This window comes from Streptomyces sp. NBC_00162, assembly GCF_024611995.1.
Lineage (GTDB): Bacteria > Actinomycetota > Actinomycetes > Streptomycetales > Streptomycetaceae > Streptomyces.
Window position 1 is genome coordinate 3,664,419 of the sequence record NZ_CP102509.1, and the last position, 16,684, is coordinate 3,681,102.

Genomic DNA, 16,684 nt, shown 5'->3' on the forward strand with positions numbered 1-16,684 from the left:
CGCCGACGGGGCTGGATGGCGCTGAGCGCCACCAGCCCCGTCGGCGTCGAGCGGCCTAACGGCGCCGCATGTCGGCGACCCGCGCCCGCTCCCCGGCCTGCTGCTCCAGCAGCCCGGCGGGCGCGCTGCGCAGTTGAGCCGTGGGCCCGCCGCGCCTCTGCACCGGCAGGGGCGAGTCGCGCCGCGGTCGCCGGCCCGTCATGCCGTCACCGCCGCCGGAGGCCGCGGTTCCGCCGGCCACGGTGATCTGGACGCCCTGGTCGGCCAGCGCCTGGAGTTCCGTCGCGGCGCGGTCGTCGTGCGGTGGGGGCTCGTCCGTCACCAGGCGGGTCATCACATCGGTCGGCACGGTCTGGAACATGGTGTCCGTGCCGAGCTTCGTGTGGTCCGCCAGGACGACCACCTCGGCCGCCGCCTGGACCAGCGCCCGGTCCACGCTCGCGGAGAGCATGTTGGACGTGGACAGGCCGCGCTCGGCGGTCAGGCCGCTGCCCGAGAGGAAGGCGCGGGAGACCCGGAGCCCCTGGAGGGACTGCTCGGCCCCGCTGCCCACGAGGGCGTAGTTGGACCCGCGCAGGGTGCCGCCGGTCATCACCACCTCCACCCGGTTGGCATGGGCCAGCGCCTGGGCGACGAGCAGCGAGTTGGTGACGACGGTCAGTCCGGGCACCCGGGCGAGCCGGCGGGCCAGCTCCTGGGTCGTGGTGCCCGCGCCGACGACGACGGCCTCGCCTTCTTCGACGAGGCCGGCCGCGACATCGGCAATGGCGGTCTTCTCCGCCGTCGCGAGATGGGACTTTTGCGGAAAGCCGGACTCCCGCGTGAAACCGCCCGGCAAGACCGCACCGCCATGTCGGCGGTCGAGGAGTCCTTCTGCCTCCAGTGCCCGCACGTCCCGCCGTACGGTCACTTCGGAGGTCTGGACGACGCGGGCGAGCTCCCGGAGCGATACCGCTCCGTTGGCCCGCACCATTTCGAGGATCAATTGGCGACGTTCTGCAGCGAACACGAAACTGACAGTAACCCCAACGACCGTCTGGTTTCAGCTCCTTGCGCCGGAATACCGAAGTTGTCCGTACGGCGGGGCGACTAGTGGTATACGCGGTCGGTTGGTTGTGTGAACGACCGGCCACGAGGCGGCGCCCCGCCCCAAACCCCTTGCGGCAGGCGGGGGTTAAGCCTCCCCGGCGGTCTTCCGCGTGTGGAGCTGGCGGGCCACCTCGGCGATCGAACCCGACAGGGAGGGGTACACGGTGAACGCGTTTGCGATCTGCTCGACCGTCAGGTTGTTGTCGACCGCGATCGAGATGGGGTGGATCAGCTCGCTCGCGCGCGGGGAGACGACCACGCCGCCGACGACGATGCCGGTGCCCGGGCGGCAGAACAGCTTCACGAAGCCGTCCCGGATGCCCTGCATCTTGGCGCGCGGGTTGCGCAGCAGCGGCAGCTTCACCACGCGGGCGTCGATCTTGCCGGAGTCCACGTCGGCCTGGGTGTAGCCGACGGTCGCGATCTCGGGGTCGGTGAAGACGTTCGAGGACACCGTCTTGAGGTTCAGCGGGGCCACCGCGTCGCCCAGGAAGTGGTACATCGCGATGCGGCCCTGCATGGCCGCGACGGAGGCCAGCGCGAAGATGCCGGTGACGTCACCCGCGGCGTACACGCCGGGCGCGGAGGTACGCGAGACCTTGTCGGTCCAGATGTGCCCGGAGTCCTTGAGCCGGACCCCGGACTCCTCCAGGTTCATGTCCTTGGTGTTCGGGATCGCGCCGACCGCCATCAGGCAGTGCGTGCCGGTCAGCACCCGGCCGTCCGAGAGGGTGACCTCGACCCGGTCGCCGACGCGCTTGGCGGACTCGGCGCGGGAGCGGCCGATGACGTTCATGCCGCGGCGCCGGAACACGTCCTCCAGGACGGCGGCCGCGTCGGGGTCCTCGCCCGGCAGCACGCGGTCGCGGGAGGAGACCAGCGTGACCCGGGAGCCTAGGGCCTGGTACGCGCCGGCGAACTCGGCGCCGGTGACGCCGGAGCCGACCACGATGAGCTCCTCGGGGAGCTCGTCCAGGTCGTAGACCTGGGTCCAGTTCAGGATGCGCTCGCCGTCCGGCTGTGCGTCCGGGATCTCGCGGGGGTGGCCGCCGGTCGCGATCAGCACGGCCTCGGCGGTCAGGATCGTCTCGGTGCCGTCGGCGGCCGTGACGATGACGTCCCGGGTGCCGTCGATGCCCTGCGGGCCGCCGAGCTTGGCGCGGCCCCGTACGACTCGGGCGCCGGCCCGGGTGACGGAGGCGGTGATGTCGTGCGACTGGGCGAGGGCGAGGCGCTTGACGCGCCGGTTCACCTTGCCGAGGTCCACGCCGACGACGCGCGCGGCCTGCTCGATGTGCGGGGTGTCGTCCGCGACGACGATGCCGAGTTCCTCGTACGACGAGTCGAAGGTCGTCATGACCTCGGCGGTCGCGATGAGGGTCTTGGAGGGTACGCAGTCGGTCAGGACCGAGGCCCCGCCAAGACCGTCGCAGTCCACGACGGTCACCTCCGCGCCGAGCTGGGCCCCCACCAGGGCCGCCTCATACCCGCCGGGTCCGCCGCCGATGATCACGATCCGGGTCACGAAAAGTCCGCCTCACGTCTACCCGGCCGGCTGCCGCCCCGGCCGGTGTTCCGGGGGGTCTCCCCGGGGGATGCATTCCGTGCCCCATTGTCCCGCACGCTTCAAGGTGCTTCGCGCACAGTCCCTCCATCCGGGAGCGCGGCCACCGCCGCCCCTCCCGTACCCTCGACCTCATGTCGCTCTACGCCGCGTACGCCGGCAACCTCGACCCGCGGCTGATGACGCGCCGCGCACCCCATTCGCCGCTGCGCGGCACGGGCTGGATCAACGACTGGCGGCTGACCTTCGGCGGCGAGCAGATGGGCTGGGAGGGCGCGCTCGCCACGATCGTCGAAGCCCCGCGCCACCAGGTCTTCGTCGCCCTGTACGACATCGCGCCGCTGGACGAGGACTCGATGGACCGCTGGGAGGGCGTCGGGCTCGACATCTACCGCCGGATGCGGGTGCGCGTGCACACGCTGGACGGCGAGGAGGCGGCCTGGGTGTACGTCCTCAACGGCTACGAGGGCGGCCTGCCCTCGGCGCGCTACCTGGGCGAGCTCGCCGACGCCGCCGAGTCCGCGGGCGCTCCGCACGACTACGTGATGGAACTGCGCAAGCGGCCCTGCTGAACCCCGGCGCCGCGGGCGCCACGGTCGGCCCTGGAACCCCAGGAACCCCATGGGGGTATGTCGGGGACATTTGGTCGGAAACGACAAAGCAACGATCCGAAGACCGTGAGCTGTGCCATCTACGCGCGTAGGCAATGAGCGGCTACGCTCTTCCGCGTGAACGCATCTGTTACCGACCCCTTCGCCGCAGCCGACGCCGCAGCCGCCCGCCTCCGCGAGCTGACCGGCGCGGAATCCCACGATGTCGCCCTCGTCATGGGCTCCGGATGGGCCCCCGCCGCAGAGGCGCTCGGCGCCCCCGAGGCCGAGTTCCCGGTCACCGAGCTGCCCGGCTTCCCGCCCCCGGCCGTCGAGGGCCACGGCGGCAAGATCCGCTCGTACAAGATCGGCGACAAGCGCGCGCTGCTCTTCCTCGGCCGGACCCACTACTACGAGGGCCGCGGCGTCGCCGCCGTCGCCCACGGCGTGCGCACCGCGGTCGCCGCGGGCTGCAAGACCGTCGTCCTCACCAACGGCTGTGGCGGCCTGCGCGAGGGCATGAAGCCCGGCCAGCCGGTCCTGATCAGCGACCACCTCAACCTGACGGCCACCTCGCCGATCGTCGGCGCGAACTTCGTGGACCTCACCGACCTGTACTCGCCGCGTCTGCGCGCGATGTGCAAGGAGATCGACGAGACCCTCGAAGAGGGCGTCTACGTTCAGTTCCCCGGCCCGCACTACGAGACCCCGGCCGAGATCAACATGATCCGCGTCATGGGCGCCGACCTGGTCGGCATGTCCACCGTGCTGGAGGCCATCGCCGCCCGTGAGGCCGGCGCCGAGGTGCTGGGCATCTCCCTGGTCACCAACCTGGCGGCGGGCATCTCCGGCGAGCCGCTGAACCACGAAGAGGTGCTCCAGGCCGGCCGTGACTCGGCCGCGCGCATGGGCAAGCTGCTGACCCAGGTCCTCGCCCGCATCTGAGGCACCGGGCCCGTACGAGAGGTAAGGCGGAAGTAGTGCAGGAACAGGACGACCTGATCACCCGGGCGCAGGCCTGGCTGGCGGAGGACCCGGACCCGGAGACGGCGGCCGAACTCGCCGCGCTCATCGAGGCGGGCGACACGGCGGAGCTCGCGGACCGCTTCGCCGGCACGCTCCAGTTCGGCACCGCCGGACTGCGCGGCGAGCTGGGCGCGGGCCCGATGCGGATGAACCGCGGCGTGGTCATCCGGGCCGCGGCGGGCCTCGCGGCCTACCTGAAGGCCCAGGGCCACACCGGCGGCCTGGTCGTCGTCGGCTACGACGCGCGCTACAAGTCGGCGGACTTCGCCCGCGACACCGCGGCCGTCATGACCGGCGCCGGACTGCGCGCGGCCGTCCTGCCCCGCCCGCTGCCGACGCCCGTCCTCGCGTACGCCATAAGGCACCTGGGCGCCGTCGCCGGCGTCGAGGTGACCGCGAGCCACAACCCTCCCCGGGACAACGGCTACAAGGTGTACCTCGGCGACGGCTCGCAGATCGTCTCCCCGGCGGACGCCGAGATCGCGGCGGAGATCGGCCGCATCGAGACGCTCGCCTCCGTACCCCGCCCGGCGGACGGCTGGCTGCAGCTCGACGAGGAGGTCCTGGAGGCCTACCTGGCGCGCACGGACGCGGTCCTGACCCCCGGGGGCCCCCGGGGCGTGCGGACCGTCTACACGGCCATGCACGGCGTCGGCAAGGACGTCGTCATGGCAGCCTTCGCCCGGCACGGCTTCCCGGAGCCGGTGCTCGTCGCCGAGCAGGCGGAGCCGGACCCGGCCTTCCCGACGGTGGCCTTCCCCAACCCGGAGGAGCCGGGCGCGATGGACCTGGCCTTCGCGAAGGCCGCCGAGGTCAACCCGGACATCGTGATCGCCAACGACCCGGACGCGGACCGCTGCGCGGTGGCCGTGCCCGCCGGGGACGGCTGGCGGATGCTGCGCGGCGACGAGGTCGGCGCGCTGCTGGCGGCCCACCTGGTCCACAAGGGCGCGCAGGGCGTCTTCGCGGAATCCATCGTCTCGTCCTCGCTCCTGGGCCGGATCGCGGAGGCGGCGGGCGTCGGCTACGAGGAGACCCTGACGGGCTTCAAGTGGATCGCCCGCGTACAGGGCCTGCGCTACGGCTACGAGGAGGCGCTCGGCTACTGCGTGGACCCCGAGGGCGTCCGCGACAAGGACGGCGTCACGGCCGCCCTGCTGGTGGCGGAGCTGGCCTCGGAGCTCAAGGAGCAGGGCCGCACCCTGACCGACCTGCTGGACGACCTGGCGATGGCCCACGGCCTGCACGCCACCGACCAGTTGTCGGTCCGCGTCTCGGACCTGTCGGTCATCGCCTCGGCGATGGCCGCACTGCGGGCGGAGCCGCCGGTCTCGCTGGCGGGCCTGCAGGTCACCTCGGCGGAGGACCTGACCAAGGGCACGGAGTCCCTCCCGCCCACGGACGGCCTGCGGTACTACCTGGACGGCGCCTACAAGGCCCGGGTGATCGTCCGCCCGTCGGGCACGGAGCCCAAGCTGAAGTGCTACCTGGAGGTCGTGGTCCCGGTGGCCGAGGCCTCCGACCTGGCCCCGGCCCGCGCGCGCGGCCAGGAGATCCTGGACGCGATCAAGAAGGACCTCGCGGCTGCGGCCGGCATCTAGCCCGCCCCACCAGTTCGACGGCCCCCCGAGCCCCGTCCGGCCCGGGGGGCCGTCGCCGTCCCGGGGCCGTTGCGCAGCGAAAGATGAACCCGGCGCGGCATCGTTCCGGCGGACGGAGTCCGTCAGGAAGGTGTGGCGGTCGGGCGGACGATCTCGCCCAGGGTCGGGATCGACTCCGGGCGGGAGCGGACCGTGTCCGTGCACTCCCACGCCCGCGGCGGATCCGCGTCCGGCCCGCCCAGAACCACCGGTCCCGGACCCGCCGACACCGCTTCACTGCCCGCCAGCGTGCACACGATCTGCGACAGGGCCACCGGCGGCAGGTCCTCCGGCTTACGGCTCAGCCGCACCGTGCCCGCCGGATCCGACGGCCTCGGCGCTCCCGCCGTGAGTCCCGCGGGCACCCCGGTGGTGAACCCGGCGTCCCGCTCCTCCCCGGACGGCGTCTTCTCCAGTGCCTCCAGCAGCGCCTGCACGACCAGTGCCACGGGGTCCCGCAGCGGCCTCTTCTCCGGTACCGGCACCACCCGTTCCACGCCCACCAGCTGCGATCCGCAGACCAGCTCCACCGTGGCCCGGAAGCCCTGCACGCCGCCCTGCCCGCTGGGCTGCGCCGGGGTGTCGCAGGACACCCGCGAGGGCGCCGCGCCCACGTCCACCGGCACGGTCGTCGCCCTGATCCCGCATCCGGACAGTGCCGACAGGGCCAGCACCGCCAAGCCCACCGCCAGCGCCCTGCGCGTCCTACGCGTCCTGGTCACCCGCGATCACCTTCCCCACGTCCACCGGCAGCCGCAGCGTGAACAGCGCGCCGCCCTCCGGCCCGTTGGCGGCGGTGATGTCACCGCCGTGGATGTGCGCGTTCTCCATGGCGATCGACAGGCCCAGCCCGCTCCCGTCCGACTTCGGCCGCGAGGCACTCGCCTTGTAGAACCGGTCGAAGACGTGCGGCAGGACGTCCTCCGGGATGCCCGGCCCGTTGTCCTGCACCGCGATCACCAGCCACTCCCCCTCCACGAGCACCTTCACGCGCACCGGCGAGCCGCCGTGCTTGAGGGCGTTGCCGATCAGGTTGGCCAGGATCACGTCGAGGCGGCGCGGGTCGAGCCGCGCCACGATGCCCCGCTCGGCGTCGAGTTCGACCGCGTCCAGCCAGGCCCGCGCGTCGATGCACGCCGTGACCTGGTCGGCGACGTTCACGTCGTCCAGCACCAGCCGGGCCGTTCCCGCGTCGAAGCGGGTGACCTCCATCAGGTTCTCCACCAGGTCGTTGAGGCGCCGCGTCTCGCTGACGACGAGCGCCACCGCCGGTGCGATCATCGGATCGAGGTCGTCGACCTCCTCCTCCAGCACCTCGGCGACCGCCGTCAACGCCGTCAGCGGCGTGCGCAGTTCGTGCGACATGTCCGCGACGAAGCGCCGGCTCGACTCCTCCCGCGCGCTCATGTCGGCGACCTTCTTCTCCAGCGCCTCCGCCGTCTTGTTGAAGGTGTGCGCCAGATCCGCGAGTTCGTCCGTCCCCGACACGTCCAGCCGGTGGTCGAGTTCGCCCTCGCCGAGCCGCCGCGCCGCGTCGCCCAGCCGCTGCACGGGCTTGAGCACCGTACGGGCCGCAGCCTGCGCCAGCAGCGCGGAGCCGAGCAGCGCCAGGCCCGTCGCGATCGTCAGCGACCAGGCCAGCGCGTTCAGGTCGTCCCGCTCCTGCGCGAGCGACTTGTACATGTAGCCGGTGAGCCCGCCGCCCACGATCCGCGTCCCGCCGACCAGGTACGGATTGCCGCCGGGCTTCGTCCGCTGCCAGTACATGTGGTACTCGGAGTCGTTCGCCGCCGTCATCTTCTGCCGGTCGTCGACCGCGTCCCGCAGGGACTTCGGTACGTCGCCCAGCCCGAAGGCGTCGGGCCCCGCCGCCCCGGACACCAGGCCGTCCTTGCCCTCCTGCACCAGCAGCACGCTGTAGCCGGGGCTGCTGCCCGCCATCAGTTCCGCGGTGCGCTGGATCTCCTGCGCCGTCGGGTCGGCGGGCAGCGCCGCGGCCCGGTTCTGCATCTCCTGCCGGAAGTCGCCGAGGGCCGCGTCCTGGGTACGGGTGAGGACCGCCTCCCGGTTGAGCCAGTACGCGATCCCCGAAGCGGAGACCGCGGCCGTCAGCGCGACCAGCGCGAACACCACGAGGAGCCGCAGCCGCAGGCTGGTCCAGCGCCGGCCCGCGAACAGAGCTCTGATCACTGCGGGGAGTCCAGCCGGTAGCCGACGCCCCGGACCGTACGGATCAGGGTCGGGGAGGACGGCACTTCCTCCACCTTGGCGCGCAGCCGCTGCACACAGGCGTCCACGAGCCGCGAGTCACCCAGGTAGTCGTGCTCCCAGACCAGGCGGAGCAACTGCTGGCGGGAGAGCGCCTGTCCGGGACGGCGGCTCAGCTCCAGCAGCAGCCGCAGCTCGGTCGGGGTGAGCTGGAGGTCCTCGCCGTTCTTCGTCACCGTCATGGCGGCGCGGTCGATGACCAGGGAGCCGAAGCTCGCCGAGTCGCTGGACTCGCGTTCGCCGCGGCGCAGCACGGCCCGGATGCGGGCGTCGAGGACCCGCCCCTGGACAGGCTTGACCACGTAGTCGTCGGCACCGGACTCCAGGCCGACGACCACGTCGATGTCGTCGCTGCGCGCGGTGAGCAGGATGATCGGCAGCTGGTCGGTGCGGCGGATCCGCCGGCACACCTCGAAGCCGTCGATCCCGGGCAGCATCACGTCCAGCACGATCAGATCCGGCCGCTGCTCGCGCAGCAGTTTCAGGCCGTCCTCGCCCGTCGCCGCGGTGGCCACACGGTGGCCCTGGCGAGACAGGGAGAGTTCGAGGGCCGTGCGGATGGCGTCGTCGTCCTCGATCAGCAACAGGAAAGGCACGGGGTCATTCTGTCCCATCGGCAGTCGGGAGTTCGACCGGCGGGGGCACGCGATCTCGCCGGGCCCCGGCGGAGGTGGCTGTGACAGGCCTGTGACAGTCGACGGACACCCCGGTTAAGTCGGCCGGGCAGGCTTCTACCAACACCGAAGCACAGCAACGGACCGAAGCAGACTCCACGACGGGGGGCGCGAGATGAACACGCTGCACAGCACCACCACCAGCGCGGTTGTCACGCGGCTGCACGATGTGAACCGCCGGGCGGGTGTCCGTACGGTTGCGGTCGCCCGCCCCCGGCCTTCACATGTCGTAGCCATTGACGCGAAGCAGTACCAGGCGGTTCCCGCACAGCACACCCCGTCCTCCACGTCCGAGGCGGAGTTCACGGCGTACGTCCAGGAGCGCCGGGCCGCCCTGTACGCGACGGCCTTCCACCTCACCGGCGACCGCCACGAGGCCGAGGACCTGCTGCAGAGCGCGCTGTTCTCCACGTACCGCGCCTGGGACCGGATCACCGACAAGGCGGCCGTGGGCGGGTACCTGCGCCGCACGATGACGAACCTGCACATCAGTGCGTGGCGCCGGCGGAAGCTGAACGAGTACCCGACGGAGGAGCTGCCGGAGACGGCCTCCGACACGGACGCGATGCGCGGTACGGAGCTGCGCGCGGTGCTGTGGCAGGCGCTGACCCGGATCCCGGAGCCGCAGCGCACGATGCTGGTGCTGCGGTACTACGAGGGCCGCACGGACCCGGAGATCGCCGAGATCCTGGGGATCAGCGTCGGCACGGTGAAGTCGAGCATCTGGCGCTCGCTGCGGCGCCTGCGCGAGGACGAGGCGCTGAGCTTCGGCCGCGACGAGGCGGAGTCCTTCGAGGAGCTCGTCGCGTAAGTCGCATAACAAGAGCCATCGGGCCAGGGGGCCCGTCCTACGGGGGTGGGACGGGGGCCGCGGGGGGAAGAGGCGGGATCAAGCGGACGGGGGTCCGCCTGATCCCGCCTTTTCACGTCCGCGGGTCGATACGCCTAGGCCGGGGTCACTGCCGCGCGGTGGCGGCCCGCCGCGGCGGCCGCCAGGCGGCCGAGGGCCTCGTCGCGGCCACAGGCGTGTGCCCCGAGGGCGGTGTGCCGGGCCACGATGCCCCGCTCGGCCCGCATCAGCCGGTACCCCCTGCGCAGCAGGAACAGCACCGACTTGCGGCCCTCGCGCAGATCGCGCACCAGCCGGCGCCGGAACGTCGTCGAGGGGCGGCCCCGCAGGCAGATGGCATCGGCGAGCAGCCCCAGCTCCTGGCACCGGGCGACGATGTCGGCCGCGAAGATGCCCTCCGCGATGAACAGCGGCGTCCGGGAGATGTCCAGCGCCTCCGTCCCGGTCCGGGAGGACGTCGCGATGTCGTAGACGGGGACCTCCGTACGGCCCGCCGCGCACAGCTCCTCGATCGCCGCGACAGCGGTGTCCGCGTCCCAGGACAGCGGAGAGTCCCAGTCGATGTCCGAGCTCCCCTCGACCAGCGGAAGGGTCGGGTCGTCCCCCTCCTTGTAGAAGTCGTCCAGGCGCAGCACGGGCAGGCCCGAGCGGGCCGCCAGCGAGGACTTGCCGGACCCCGAGGGCCCGGTCAGCAGCACGACGCGCGTAGGCAGGGGAGAAGAACAGCTCACGGGACACCAGTCTGAACCATTAACCCCTGTAGGGGATCCCTCCGGTGGCCGGTTGGTATCCAGGATCACACGTCAACTACGCTGCGTGCGCACGCGACTACGACCACAGGCGGGAACCCCCATGGCACGTCACGCAGCTTCACACACCTCCACGCTGCGCTCCGCAGGCCTCACCCTCTCGATGGCCGGCGCCGCGCTGGCGATGGCCGCGGGCGGTGCCCAGGCCGGCGAGCTCGATGTCCCGGCGGCGCTGGCCGGGGTCACCGACCCGATCGCGAACCTCAAGGTGAACCCGCTGGCCCACACCGGCGTGGACCCGCTGGACAACGGGATCGCCACCAAGGTCGCGGACTTCCCGGCCGTCGGCACCGGCATGGTCACCGGCGTCCTGACCCAGGGGCCCTCCGTCGGCGAGCTGCCCACCGCCGCCGTCACCTCGCTGCTCGGGCCGGTCCTGCCGAAGTAGCCGGTCCTGCCGAAGCAGGGGTACGCGAAGGCCCCGGCAGCACGGGGGTGGGCTGCCGGGGCCGGTTCGCGGGGGCCTTCTAGTACGAGGACCCGCCCGAGCCCAGCGAACCCGTGGGGTGCCAGACCGTCTTGGTCTCCAGGAACGCCGTCATGCGGTGCGTGCCCGGGTCGGCGGTCCAGTCGTCCACAGGCTGTGGACGAAGAACGCGCTTGAGGTTGTCCGCCGCCGCGATCTCCAGCTCCTTGGCCAGCGCCGTGCCGGCGCCCGCCAGGTCGATCGCGTTGACGTCCTGGTGGGACGCCAGGTGCGGGCCCATCTCGCCGGCCTTGCCGGACAGGATGTTGACCACGCCGCCGGGCAGGTCGGAGGTCGCCAGCACCTCGCCCAGGGAGAGGGCGGGCAGCGGGGACTTCTCCGAGGCGATCACGACGACGGTGTTGCCGGTGGCGATCACCGGGGCGACCACCGAGATCAGGCCCAGGAAGGACGAGTCCTGCGGGGCGACGACCGTGACGACGCCGGTCGGCTCGGGGGTGGAGAGGTTGAAGAACGGGCCCGCGACGGGGTTGGCCCCGCCGACGATCTGGCCGATCTTGTCGGTCCAGCCCGCGTACCAGACCCAGCGGTCGATGGCCGCGTCCACGACCGCGCCGGCCTTGGACTTGGACAGGCCCTCGGCCTCGCCGACCTCGCGGACGAACTGGTCGCGGCGGCCCTCGAGCATCTCGGCGATGCGGTAGAGGATCTGCCCGCGGTTGTAGGCGGTGGCGCCGGACCAGCCGCCGAAGGCCTTGCGGGCGGCGACGACCGCGTCACGCGCGTCCTTGCGGGAGGACAGTGGTGCGTTGGCCAGCCACTTGCCCTTGGAGTCCGTCACCTCGTACACCCGGCCGCTCTCGGAGCGGGGGAACTTGCCCCCGACGTACAGCTTGTAGGTCTTGAAGACGCTCAGACGCGCCGTCGACGACTCAGACATCGAGGTAACCCTCCAGGCCGTGGCGACCGCCTTCGCGGCCGAAGCCCGACTCCTTGTAGCCGCCGAAGGGCGAGGTCGGGTCGAACTTGTTGAACGTGTTGGCCCAGACGACACCGGCGCGGAGCTTGTTCGCGACCGCGAGGATCCGCGAGCCCTTCTCCGTCCAGATGCCCGCGGACAGGCCGTACTGGCTGTTGTTGGCCTTGGCGACGGCCTCGTCGGGCGTGCGGAAGGTCAGCACGGACAGCACCGGGCCGAAGATCTCGTCGCGAGCGACGGTGTGCGCCTGGGTGACGTTCGTGAAGAGCGTCGGGGCGAACCAGTAGCCGGCGGACGGCAGCTCACAGGCCGGGGACCAGCGCTCGGCACCCTCGGCCTCGCCGGTCTCCGCGAGCGCGGTGATCCGGGCGAGCTGCTCGGCGGAGTTGATCGCCCCGATGTCGGTGTTCTTGTCGAGCGGGTCGCCCAGGCGCAGCGTGGAGAGGCGGCGCTTGAGGGAGTCCAGCAGCTCGTCGTGGATCGACTCCTGGACCAGCAGGCGCGAGCCCGCGCAGCAGACCTGGCCCTGGTTGAAGAAGATGCCGTTGACGATGCCCTCGACGGCCTGGTCGATCGGGGCGTCGTCGAAGACGATGTTCGCGCCCTTGCCGCCCAGCTCCAGGGTGACCTTCTTGTCGGTCCCGGCGACGTGGCGGGCGATCTTCTTGCCCACGGCGGTCGAGCCGGTGAAGGCGACCTTGTTGACGTCCGGGTGCTCGACGAGGGCCGCGCCCGCGTCCCCGTACCCGGTGAGGATGTTGACGACGCCCTTGGGCAGGCCCGCCTGGCGGCAGATGTCCGCGAAGAACAGCGCGGAGAGGGGGGTCGTCTCCGCCGGCTTCAGCACGACCGTGTTGCCGGTGGCGAGCGCCGGGGCGATCTTCCACGCGAGCATCAGGAGCGGGAAGTTCCACGGGATGACCTGGCCGGCGACGCCGAGCGGGCGCGGGTTGGCCCCGTAGCCCGCGTGGTCGAGCTTGTCGGCCCAGCCCGCGTAGTAGAAGAAGTGCGCGGCGACCAGCGGGAGGTCCGCGTCGCGGGTCTCCTTGATCGGCTTGCCGTTGTCCAGGGTCTCCAGGACGGCGAGCTCGCGGCTGCGCTCCTGGATGATCCGGGCGATGCGGAAGAGGTACTTGGCGCGCTCGGAGCCGGGCAGCGCGGACCACTTCTCGAAGGCCTTGCGGGCGGCCTTCACGGCACGGTCCACATCGGCGGCGCCCGCCTGGGCGACCTCGGCCAGGACTTCCTCGGACGACGGGGAGACGGTCTTGAAGACCTTGCCGTCGGCGGCGTCGGTGAACTCGCCGTCGATGAAGAGCCCGTAGGAGGGGGCGATGTCGACGACCGAGCGGGACTCGGGAGCCGGTGCGTACTCGAAGAGGGATGCCATGGTGATCAGTCCACCGTCACGTAGTCGGGACCGGAGTAACGGCCGGTGCTCAGCTTCTGGCGCTGCATCAACAGGTCGTTGAGCAGGCTGGAGGCGCCGAAGCGGAACCAGTGGTTGCTCAGCCAGTCCTCGCCCACGGTCTCGTTGACCAGGACCAGGAACTTGATCGCGTCCTTGGTGGTCCGGATGCCGCCGGCCGGCTTCACGCCGATCTGGATTCCAGTCTGCGCCTTGAAGTCGCGGACGGCTTCGAGCATGAGCAGCGTGTTGGCCGGGGTGGCGTTGACGCCCACCTTGCCGGTCGACGTCTTGATGAAGTCGGCGCCCGCGAGCATGCCGATCCAGGAGGCGCGGCGGATGTTGTCGTACGTCGACAGCTCGCCGGTCTCGAAGATGACCTTGAGGCGGGCCGCGCTGCCGTCGGGGCGGACGCAGGCCTCCTTGATGGCCTTGATCAGCTCGTACGTGTCGAGGTAGCGGCCGGCGAGGAAGGCGCCACGGTCGATGACCATGTCGATCTCGTCGGCGCCGGCGGCGACGGCGTCACGGGTGTCGGCGAGCTTGACGGGCAGCGCGGCGCGGCCGGCCGGGAAGGCGGTCGCGACGGAGGCCACCTTGACGTCGGCGCCGTTGAGGGCGGCCTTCGCGGTGGCCACCATGTCGGGGTACACGCAGACCGCGGCGGTCATCGGCGTCGTACGGTCGGTCGGATCGGGGTTGACGGCCTTGGCGGAGAGCGCCCGGACCTTGCCCGGGGTGTCCGCGCCTTCCAGCGTCGTCAGGTCGATCATCGAGATGGCCAGATCGATGGCGTACGCCTTGGCCGTCGTCTTGATCGAGCGGGTGCCGAGGGCGGCCGCGCGGGCCTCCAGTCCGACTGCGTCGACGCCGGGCAGCCCGTGCAGGAAGCGGCGCAGCGCACTGTCGGACGTCGTCACGTCAGCGAATGCGGTGAGGGTGGTGGGCATGGTCACCACATGAGCATATCTACGCGCGTAGCGGCCTGTCACCCCCTCCCCCGGATTCGGCCGGTTCCGGTGCGGAATCGACACCTCCGCTCGGACACGCGTTCGCTGTTACGCGGCCATGACAGGACCGGGATCGTCCGCCAGCACAAGATCCATAGATTTCTCTTCAGCAGCCCGCCACACCTGACCCGGTGAACCAGACCGAACAGACTCAACGCGGCATGCGACTCTCCTCCACTTTCCTCACCCACGCTTCAGGAGTCGTTATGCGTTCCGCCCTCCGCGCCTCGATCGTCACCGCCGCCCTCGCCGGGGTGTTCCTGATGCCCGCCGCGACCGCGTTCGCCGCGCCCGGCGCCCAGAACGCGACGCCGGTGTCGGCCGCGGCCGCGAGCACCCCGGGCGACGACCGCTACGACGGCGAGGTCGTCCTCGTGGGCGAGGGCCGGATCGCGGTGCTGCGCAACAAGTCCGAGGGCCCCGAGGTCTGGATCCGCGCCGTCGCCCCGGACTGGAAGCCGGCCGACGGCTGGGCGGGCCGCGTCCTGGCGAAGCTCGACCCCTCGAAGCCGCGCGCGGTGGTCGACGGCGTCGAGTACACCCTCACCAAGACCGACGGCGGCCGCTACGGGCTCAACGTCCACGTGGTGGGCGAGGGCGCCTCGAACGGCTTCTACCTGCTGCCGAAGGGCACGACGACCCCCTCGGGCAAGGGCGGCACGGCCACGCCGAAGCCCACCGCCTCCCCGGCCGTTGCCCCCGCCCCGAAGGCGCAGAACGCGGGCCAGACCTCGGTCGTGCCCAAGGGTGCGGTGGCCGCGGGCGCCGAGATCCCCGCCGCGGCGGCCGAGGACACCGACAACGGCACCACCGTGGCGGCCGGCGTCGGCCTGATCGCGATCTTCGGTGCGCTCGGCGCCAGCGTGGCCCTGCGCCGCCGCCGCGCCCAGGGCTGATACACCCCTCAGCCTCGTCTCGCCTCCGGCGGGCCACCATCCCGGTGGCCCGCCGAAGCCCGTTCCCGGAGCGTCCCCATGGCCCACCGCGCCGCCGACCGCGCCGCCCGCCGCGCCGCCCGTCCGCTGCTCGCCGCCGTCTTCCTCGCCGCCGCCCTGACCGGCTGCGGCACCGCCGCCACCGCCACCCCGCCCGCGGACGCGGCACCGCCCGCCGCCCCGCCCGCCGTCACCCCCACGGCCGCCCCCGCGGCCCCGGCATCGGCCACCCCGCTGCCCGCCTCCGCGCCCGTACGCGTACGGATCCCCGCGGCCGGGGTGGACGCCTCGCCGCTGCTGACGCTGGGGCTGGCCGCCGACGGCACGGTCGAGGTGCCCTCCGTGGCCGACGGGGACAAGATCGGCTGGTACGGCAAGGGCGTCACCCCCGGCGAGACCGGCCCCGCGGTGCTGATCGGCCACTTCGACACCGTCCGCGGCCCGGCCGTGCTCAAGGACGTCTCACGCGTCCGCGCCGGCGACGAGATCACGGTCTCCCGGGCGGACGGGAGCACCGCCGTCTTCCGCGTCCGCGAGCTGGAGCAGGTCGACAAGAAGCGGTTCCCCACCGACAAGGTCTACGGGGACACCGCGCGTCCGGAGCTTCGCGTCATCACGTGCGGCGGCCGGATCACCGACGGCCACCGGCCCGACAACATCATTCTGTACGCCGATCTCGTGGGGTGAGACGGCGTGGGGCAGAATCGGGCCCATGAGCAGCCAGCACCAGCCGACCGACGAGCCCGTCTACGACGACCGGGTCTACCGCTCCTCCATGGCCGTGGTCACCGGGGTGCTGCTGCTCGCGCTGACCGCGTGGCTCTGCGGGGACGCCGTGGTGCGCGGCTCCGGGAACACCCCGTGGATCGCCCTCGCGCTGGCGCTGTTCGCCGTACCGCTCGTCGTGGCCTTCACGATCCGCCCCGCCGTCTTCGCGAATGAGGACCGGATGCGCGTGCGGAACCCCTTCCGGGTCATCGAGCTGCCCTGGGCGGCCGTGGACGCGGTGCGCGCCGGGTACTCGGCGGAGGTGCTGGCCGAGGGCTCGAAGTACCAGCTCTGGTCCGTCCCCGTCTCCCTGCGGGAGCGGAAGAAGGCGAGCCGGCAGCAGCTCAGCCGCCGCAGCGGGCTCACCGGCCGGGGCATGTCCGCCGCGGACGCCGAGAAGCCGGCCGCACCGGCCGGACCGCAGCGGGCCGGGGCCGACAAGGTCGTGGACGAACTGCGGGAGCTGGCCGAGCGCGGCGCCTCGCGGGCCGGCGCCCAGGGCAGCGTGCGCGTGCAGTGGTCGTACGAGATCATCGCGCCCGCCGTGGCCGGCGCGGTGCTGCTGATCGTGCTCCTCGCCACGGGCTGACGGGGCCCGTAGGCACCCTCGTCCGGCACCCTCGCACGCACCCTCGCACGCGCCCTCG

17 protein-coding genes are annotated in these 16,684 nt (G+C 72.1%); 8 read left to right on the forward strand and 9 right to left on the reverse strand.

The window, feature by feature from the left end; genetic code table 11:
* Positions 1-55: 55 nt before the first annotated feature.
* Together JIW86_RS16860 and JIW86_RS16865 are read right to left on the reverse strand one after the other, a co-directional pair.
* Positions 56-1,009 (reverse strand): DeoR/GlpR family DNA-binding transcription regulator, encoded by a 954-nt coding sequence (locus JIW86_RS16860; protein ID WP_215148383.1) that lies wholly within the window; start codon positions 1,007-1,009, stop codon positions 56-58.
* Between the two features lie 165 nt (positions 1,010-1,174).
* Positions 1,175-2,614 carry an NAD(P)H-quinone dehydrogenase gene (locus JIW86_RS16865; RefSeq protein ID WP_215148385.1) on the reverse strand — a complete coding sequence of 480 codons (1,440 nt, stop codon included), beginning with the start codon at positions 2,612-2,614 and terminating at the stop codon, positions 1,175-1,177.
* Positions 2,615-2,787: 173 nt separating this feature from the next.
* Between JIW86_RS16865 and JIW86_RS16870 the strand changes: the two genes are divergently transcribed.
* The 3 genes from JIW86_RS16870 to JIW86_RS16880 all read left to right on the forward strand — a co-directional run bounded on the left by JIW86_RS16870 (position 2,788) and on the right by JIW86_RS16880 (position 5,870).
* A complete protein-coding gene (locus tag JIW86_RS16870; protein ID WP_215148387.1) occupies positions 2,788-3,225 on the forward strand; it encodes a gamma-glutamylcyclotransferase in 438 nt (145 codons plus the stop codon).
* Positions 3,226-3,381: 156 nt separating this feature from the next.
* Positions 3,382-4,188, forward strand: a complete 807-nt coding sequence (locus tag JIW86_RS16875; protein WP_215148388.1) for a purine-nucleoside phosphorylase — start codon at positions 3,382-3,384, stop codon at positions 4,186-4,188.
* Positions 4,189-4,223: 35 nt separating this feature from the next.
* Positions 4,224-5,870 (forward strand): phospho-sugar mutase, encoded by a 1,647-nt coding sequence (locus JIW86_RS16880; RefSeq protein ID WP_257554526.1) that lies wholly within the window; start codon positions 4,224-4,226, stop codon positions 5,868-5,870.
* A 122-nt stretch (positions 5,871-5,992) separates the two neighbouring features.
* Here JIW86_RS16880 and JIW86_RS16885 read toward each other — a convergent pair whose 3' ends face one another.
* The 3 genes from JIW86_RS16885 to afsQ1 are packed head-to-tail and all read right to left on the reverse strand — an operon-like array spanning position 5,993 to position 8,773.
* Complete coding sequence (locus JIW86_RS16885; protein WP_257554528.1) at positions 5,993-6,631, reverse strand: hypothetical protein; 639 nt, start codon at positions 6,629-6,631, stop codon at positions 5,993-5,995.
* Complete coding sequence (locus JIW86_RS16890) at positions 6,615-8,099, reverse strand: sensor histidine kinase (RefSeq protein ID WP_257554530.1); 1,485 nt, start codon at positions 8,097-8,099, stop codon at positions 6,615-6,617. Before JIW86_RS16890 ends, JIW86_RS16885 begins: the two co-directional genes overlap by 17 nt.
* Positions 8,096-8,773, reverse strand: coding sequence for a two-component system response regulator AfsQ1 (afsQ1, locus tag JIW86_RS16895; RefSeq protein WP_063783935.1), 678 nt, complete (start codon positions 8,771-8,773; stop codon positions 8,096-8,098). The genes JIW86_RS16890 and afsQ1 overlap by 4 nt, the downstream gene beginning before the upstream one ends.
* 193 nt (positions 8,774-8,966) lie before the next feature.
* On the opposite strand from afsQ1, the gene JIW86_RS16900 reads away from it, so the two are divergent.
* Positions 8,967-9,662 carry a SigE family RNA polymerase sigma factor gene (locus JIW86_RS16900; protein WP_215148396.1) on the forward strand — a complete coding sequence of 232 codons (696 nt, stop codon included), beginning with the start codon at positions 8,967-8,969 and terminating at the stop codon, positions 9,660-9,662.
* Positions 9,663-9,796: 134 nt separating this feature from the next.
* Here JIW86_RS16900 and JIW86_RS16905 read toward each other — a convergent pair whose 3' ends face one another.
* On the reverse strand, positions 9,797-10,498 hold the full coding sequence (locus JIW86_RS16905; protein WP_257559343.1) for a uridine kinase family protein: 702 nt from the start codon (positions 10,496-10,498) through the stop codon (positions 9,797-9,799).
* Between the two features lie 55 nt (positions 10,499-10,553).
* Here JIW86_RS16905 and JIW86_RS16910 point away from each other — a divergent pair, with 55 nt between their 5' ends.
* Positions 10,554-10,898 (forward strand): hypothetical protein, encoded by a 345-nt coding sequence (locus JIW86_RS16910; RefSeq protein ID WP_215148398.1) that lies wholly within the window; start codon positions 10,554-10,556, stop codon positions 10,896-10,898.
* 79 nt (positions 10,899-10,977) lie between these two features.
* On the opposite strand, the gene JIW86_RS16915 is transcribed toward JIW86_RS16910, so the two are convergent.
* From JIW86_RS16915 to deoC, 3 genes are read right to left on the reverse strand one after another with little or no spacing between them, the layout of a single operon-like run.
* Positions 10,978-11,877: an aldehyde dehydrogenase family protein gene (locus JIW86_RS16915; RefSeq protein WP_257554534.1), complete on the reverse strand. Its 900-nt coding sequence runs from the start codon at positions 11,875-11,877 to the stop codon at positions 10,978-10,980.
* Positions 11,870-13,306, reverse strand: coding sequence for an aldehyde dehydrogenase family protein (locus JIW86_RS16920; protein ID WP_215148402.1), 1,437 nt, complete (start codon positions 13,304-13,306; stop codon positions 11,870-11,872). The genes JIW86_RS16915 and JIW86_RS16920 overlap by 8 nt, the downstream gene beginning before the upstream one ends.
* Positions 13,307-13,311: 5 nt before the next feature.
* Positions 13,312-14,274: a deoxyribose-phosphate aldolase gene (deoC, locus tag JIW86_RS16925; protein WP_257559344.1), complete on the reverse strand. Its 963-nt coding sequence runs from the start codon at positions 14,272-14,274 to the stop codon at positions 13,312-13,314.
* 266 nt (positions 14,275-14,540) lie between these two features.
* Between deoC and JIW86_RS16930 the strand changes: the two genes are divergently transcribed.
* From JIW86_RS16930 to JIW86_RS16940, 3 genes are all read left to right on the forward strand, one after another.
* Complete coding sequence (locus JIW86_RS16930; protein ID WP_257554536.1) at positions 14,541-15,230, forward strand: hypothetical protein; 690 nt, start codon at positions 14,541-14,543, stop codon at positions 15,228-15,230.
* 78 nt (positions 15,231-15,308) lie between these two features.
* A complete protein-coding gene (locus JIW86_RS16935; protein ID WP_257554538.1) occupies positions 15,309-15,956 on the forward strand; it encodes a class F sortase in 648 nt (215 codons plus the stop codon).
* Positions 15,957-15,981: 25 nt separating this feature from the next.
* On the forward strand, positions 15,982-16,626 hold the full coding sequence (locus JIW86_RS16940; RefSeq protein WP_215149344.1) for a PH domain-containing protein: 645 nt from the start codon (positions 15,982-15,984) through the stop codon (positions 16,624-16,626).
* The last annotated feature ends 58 nt before the right edge of the window (positions 16,627-16,684 follow it).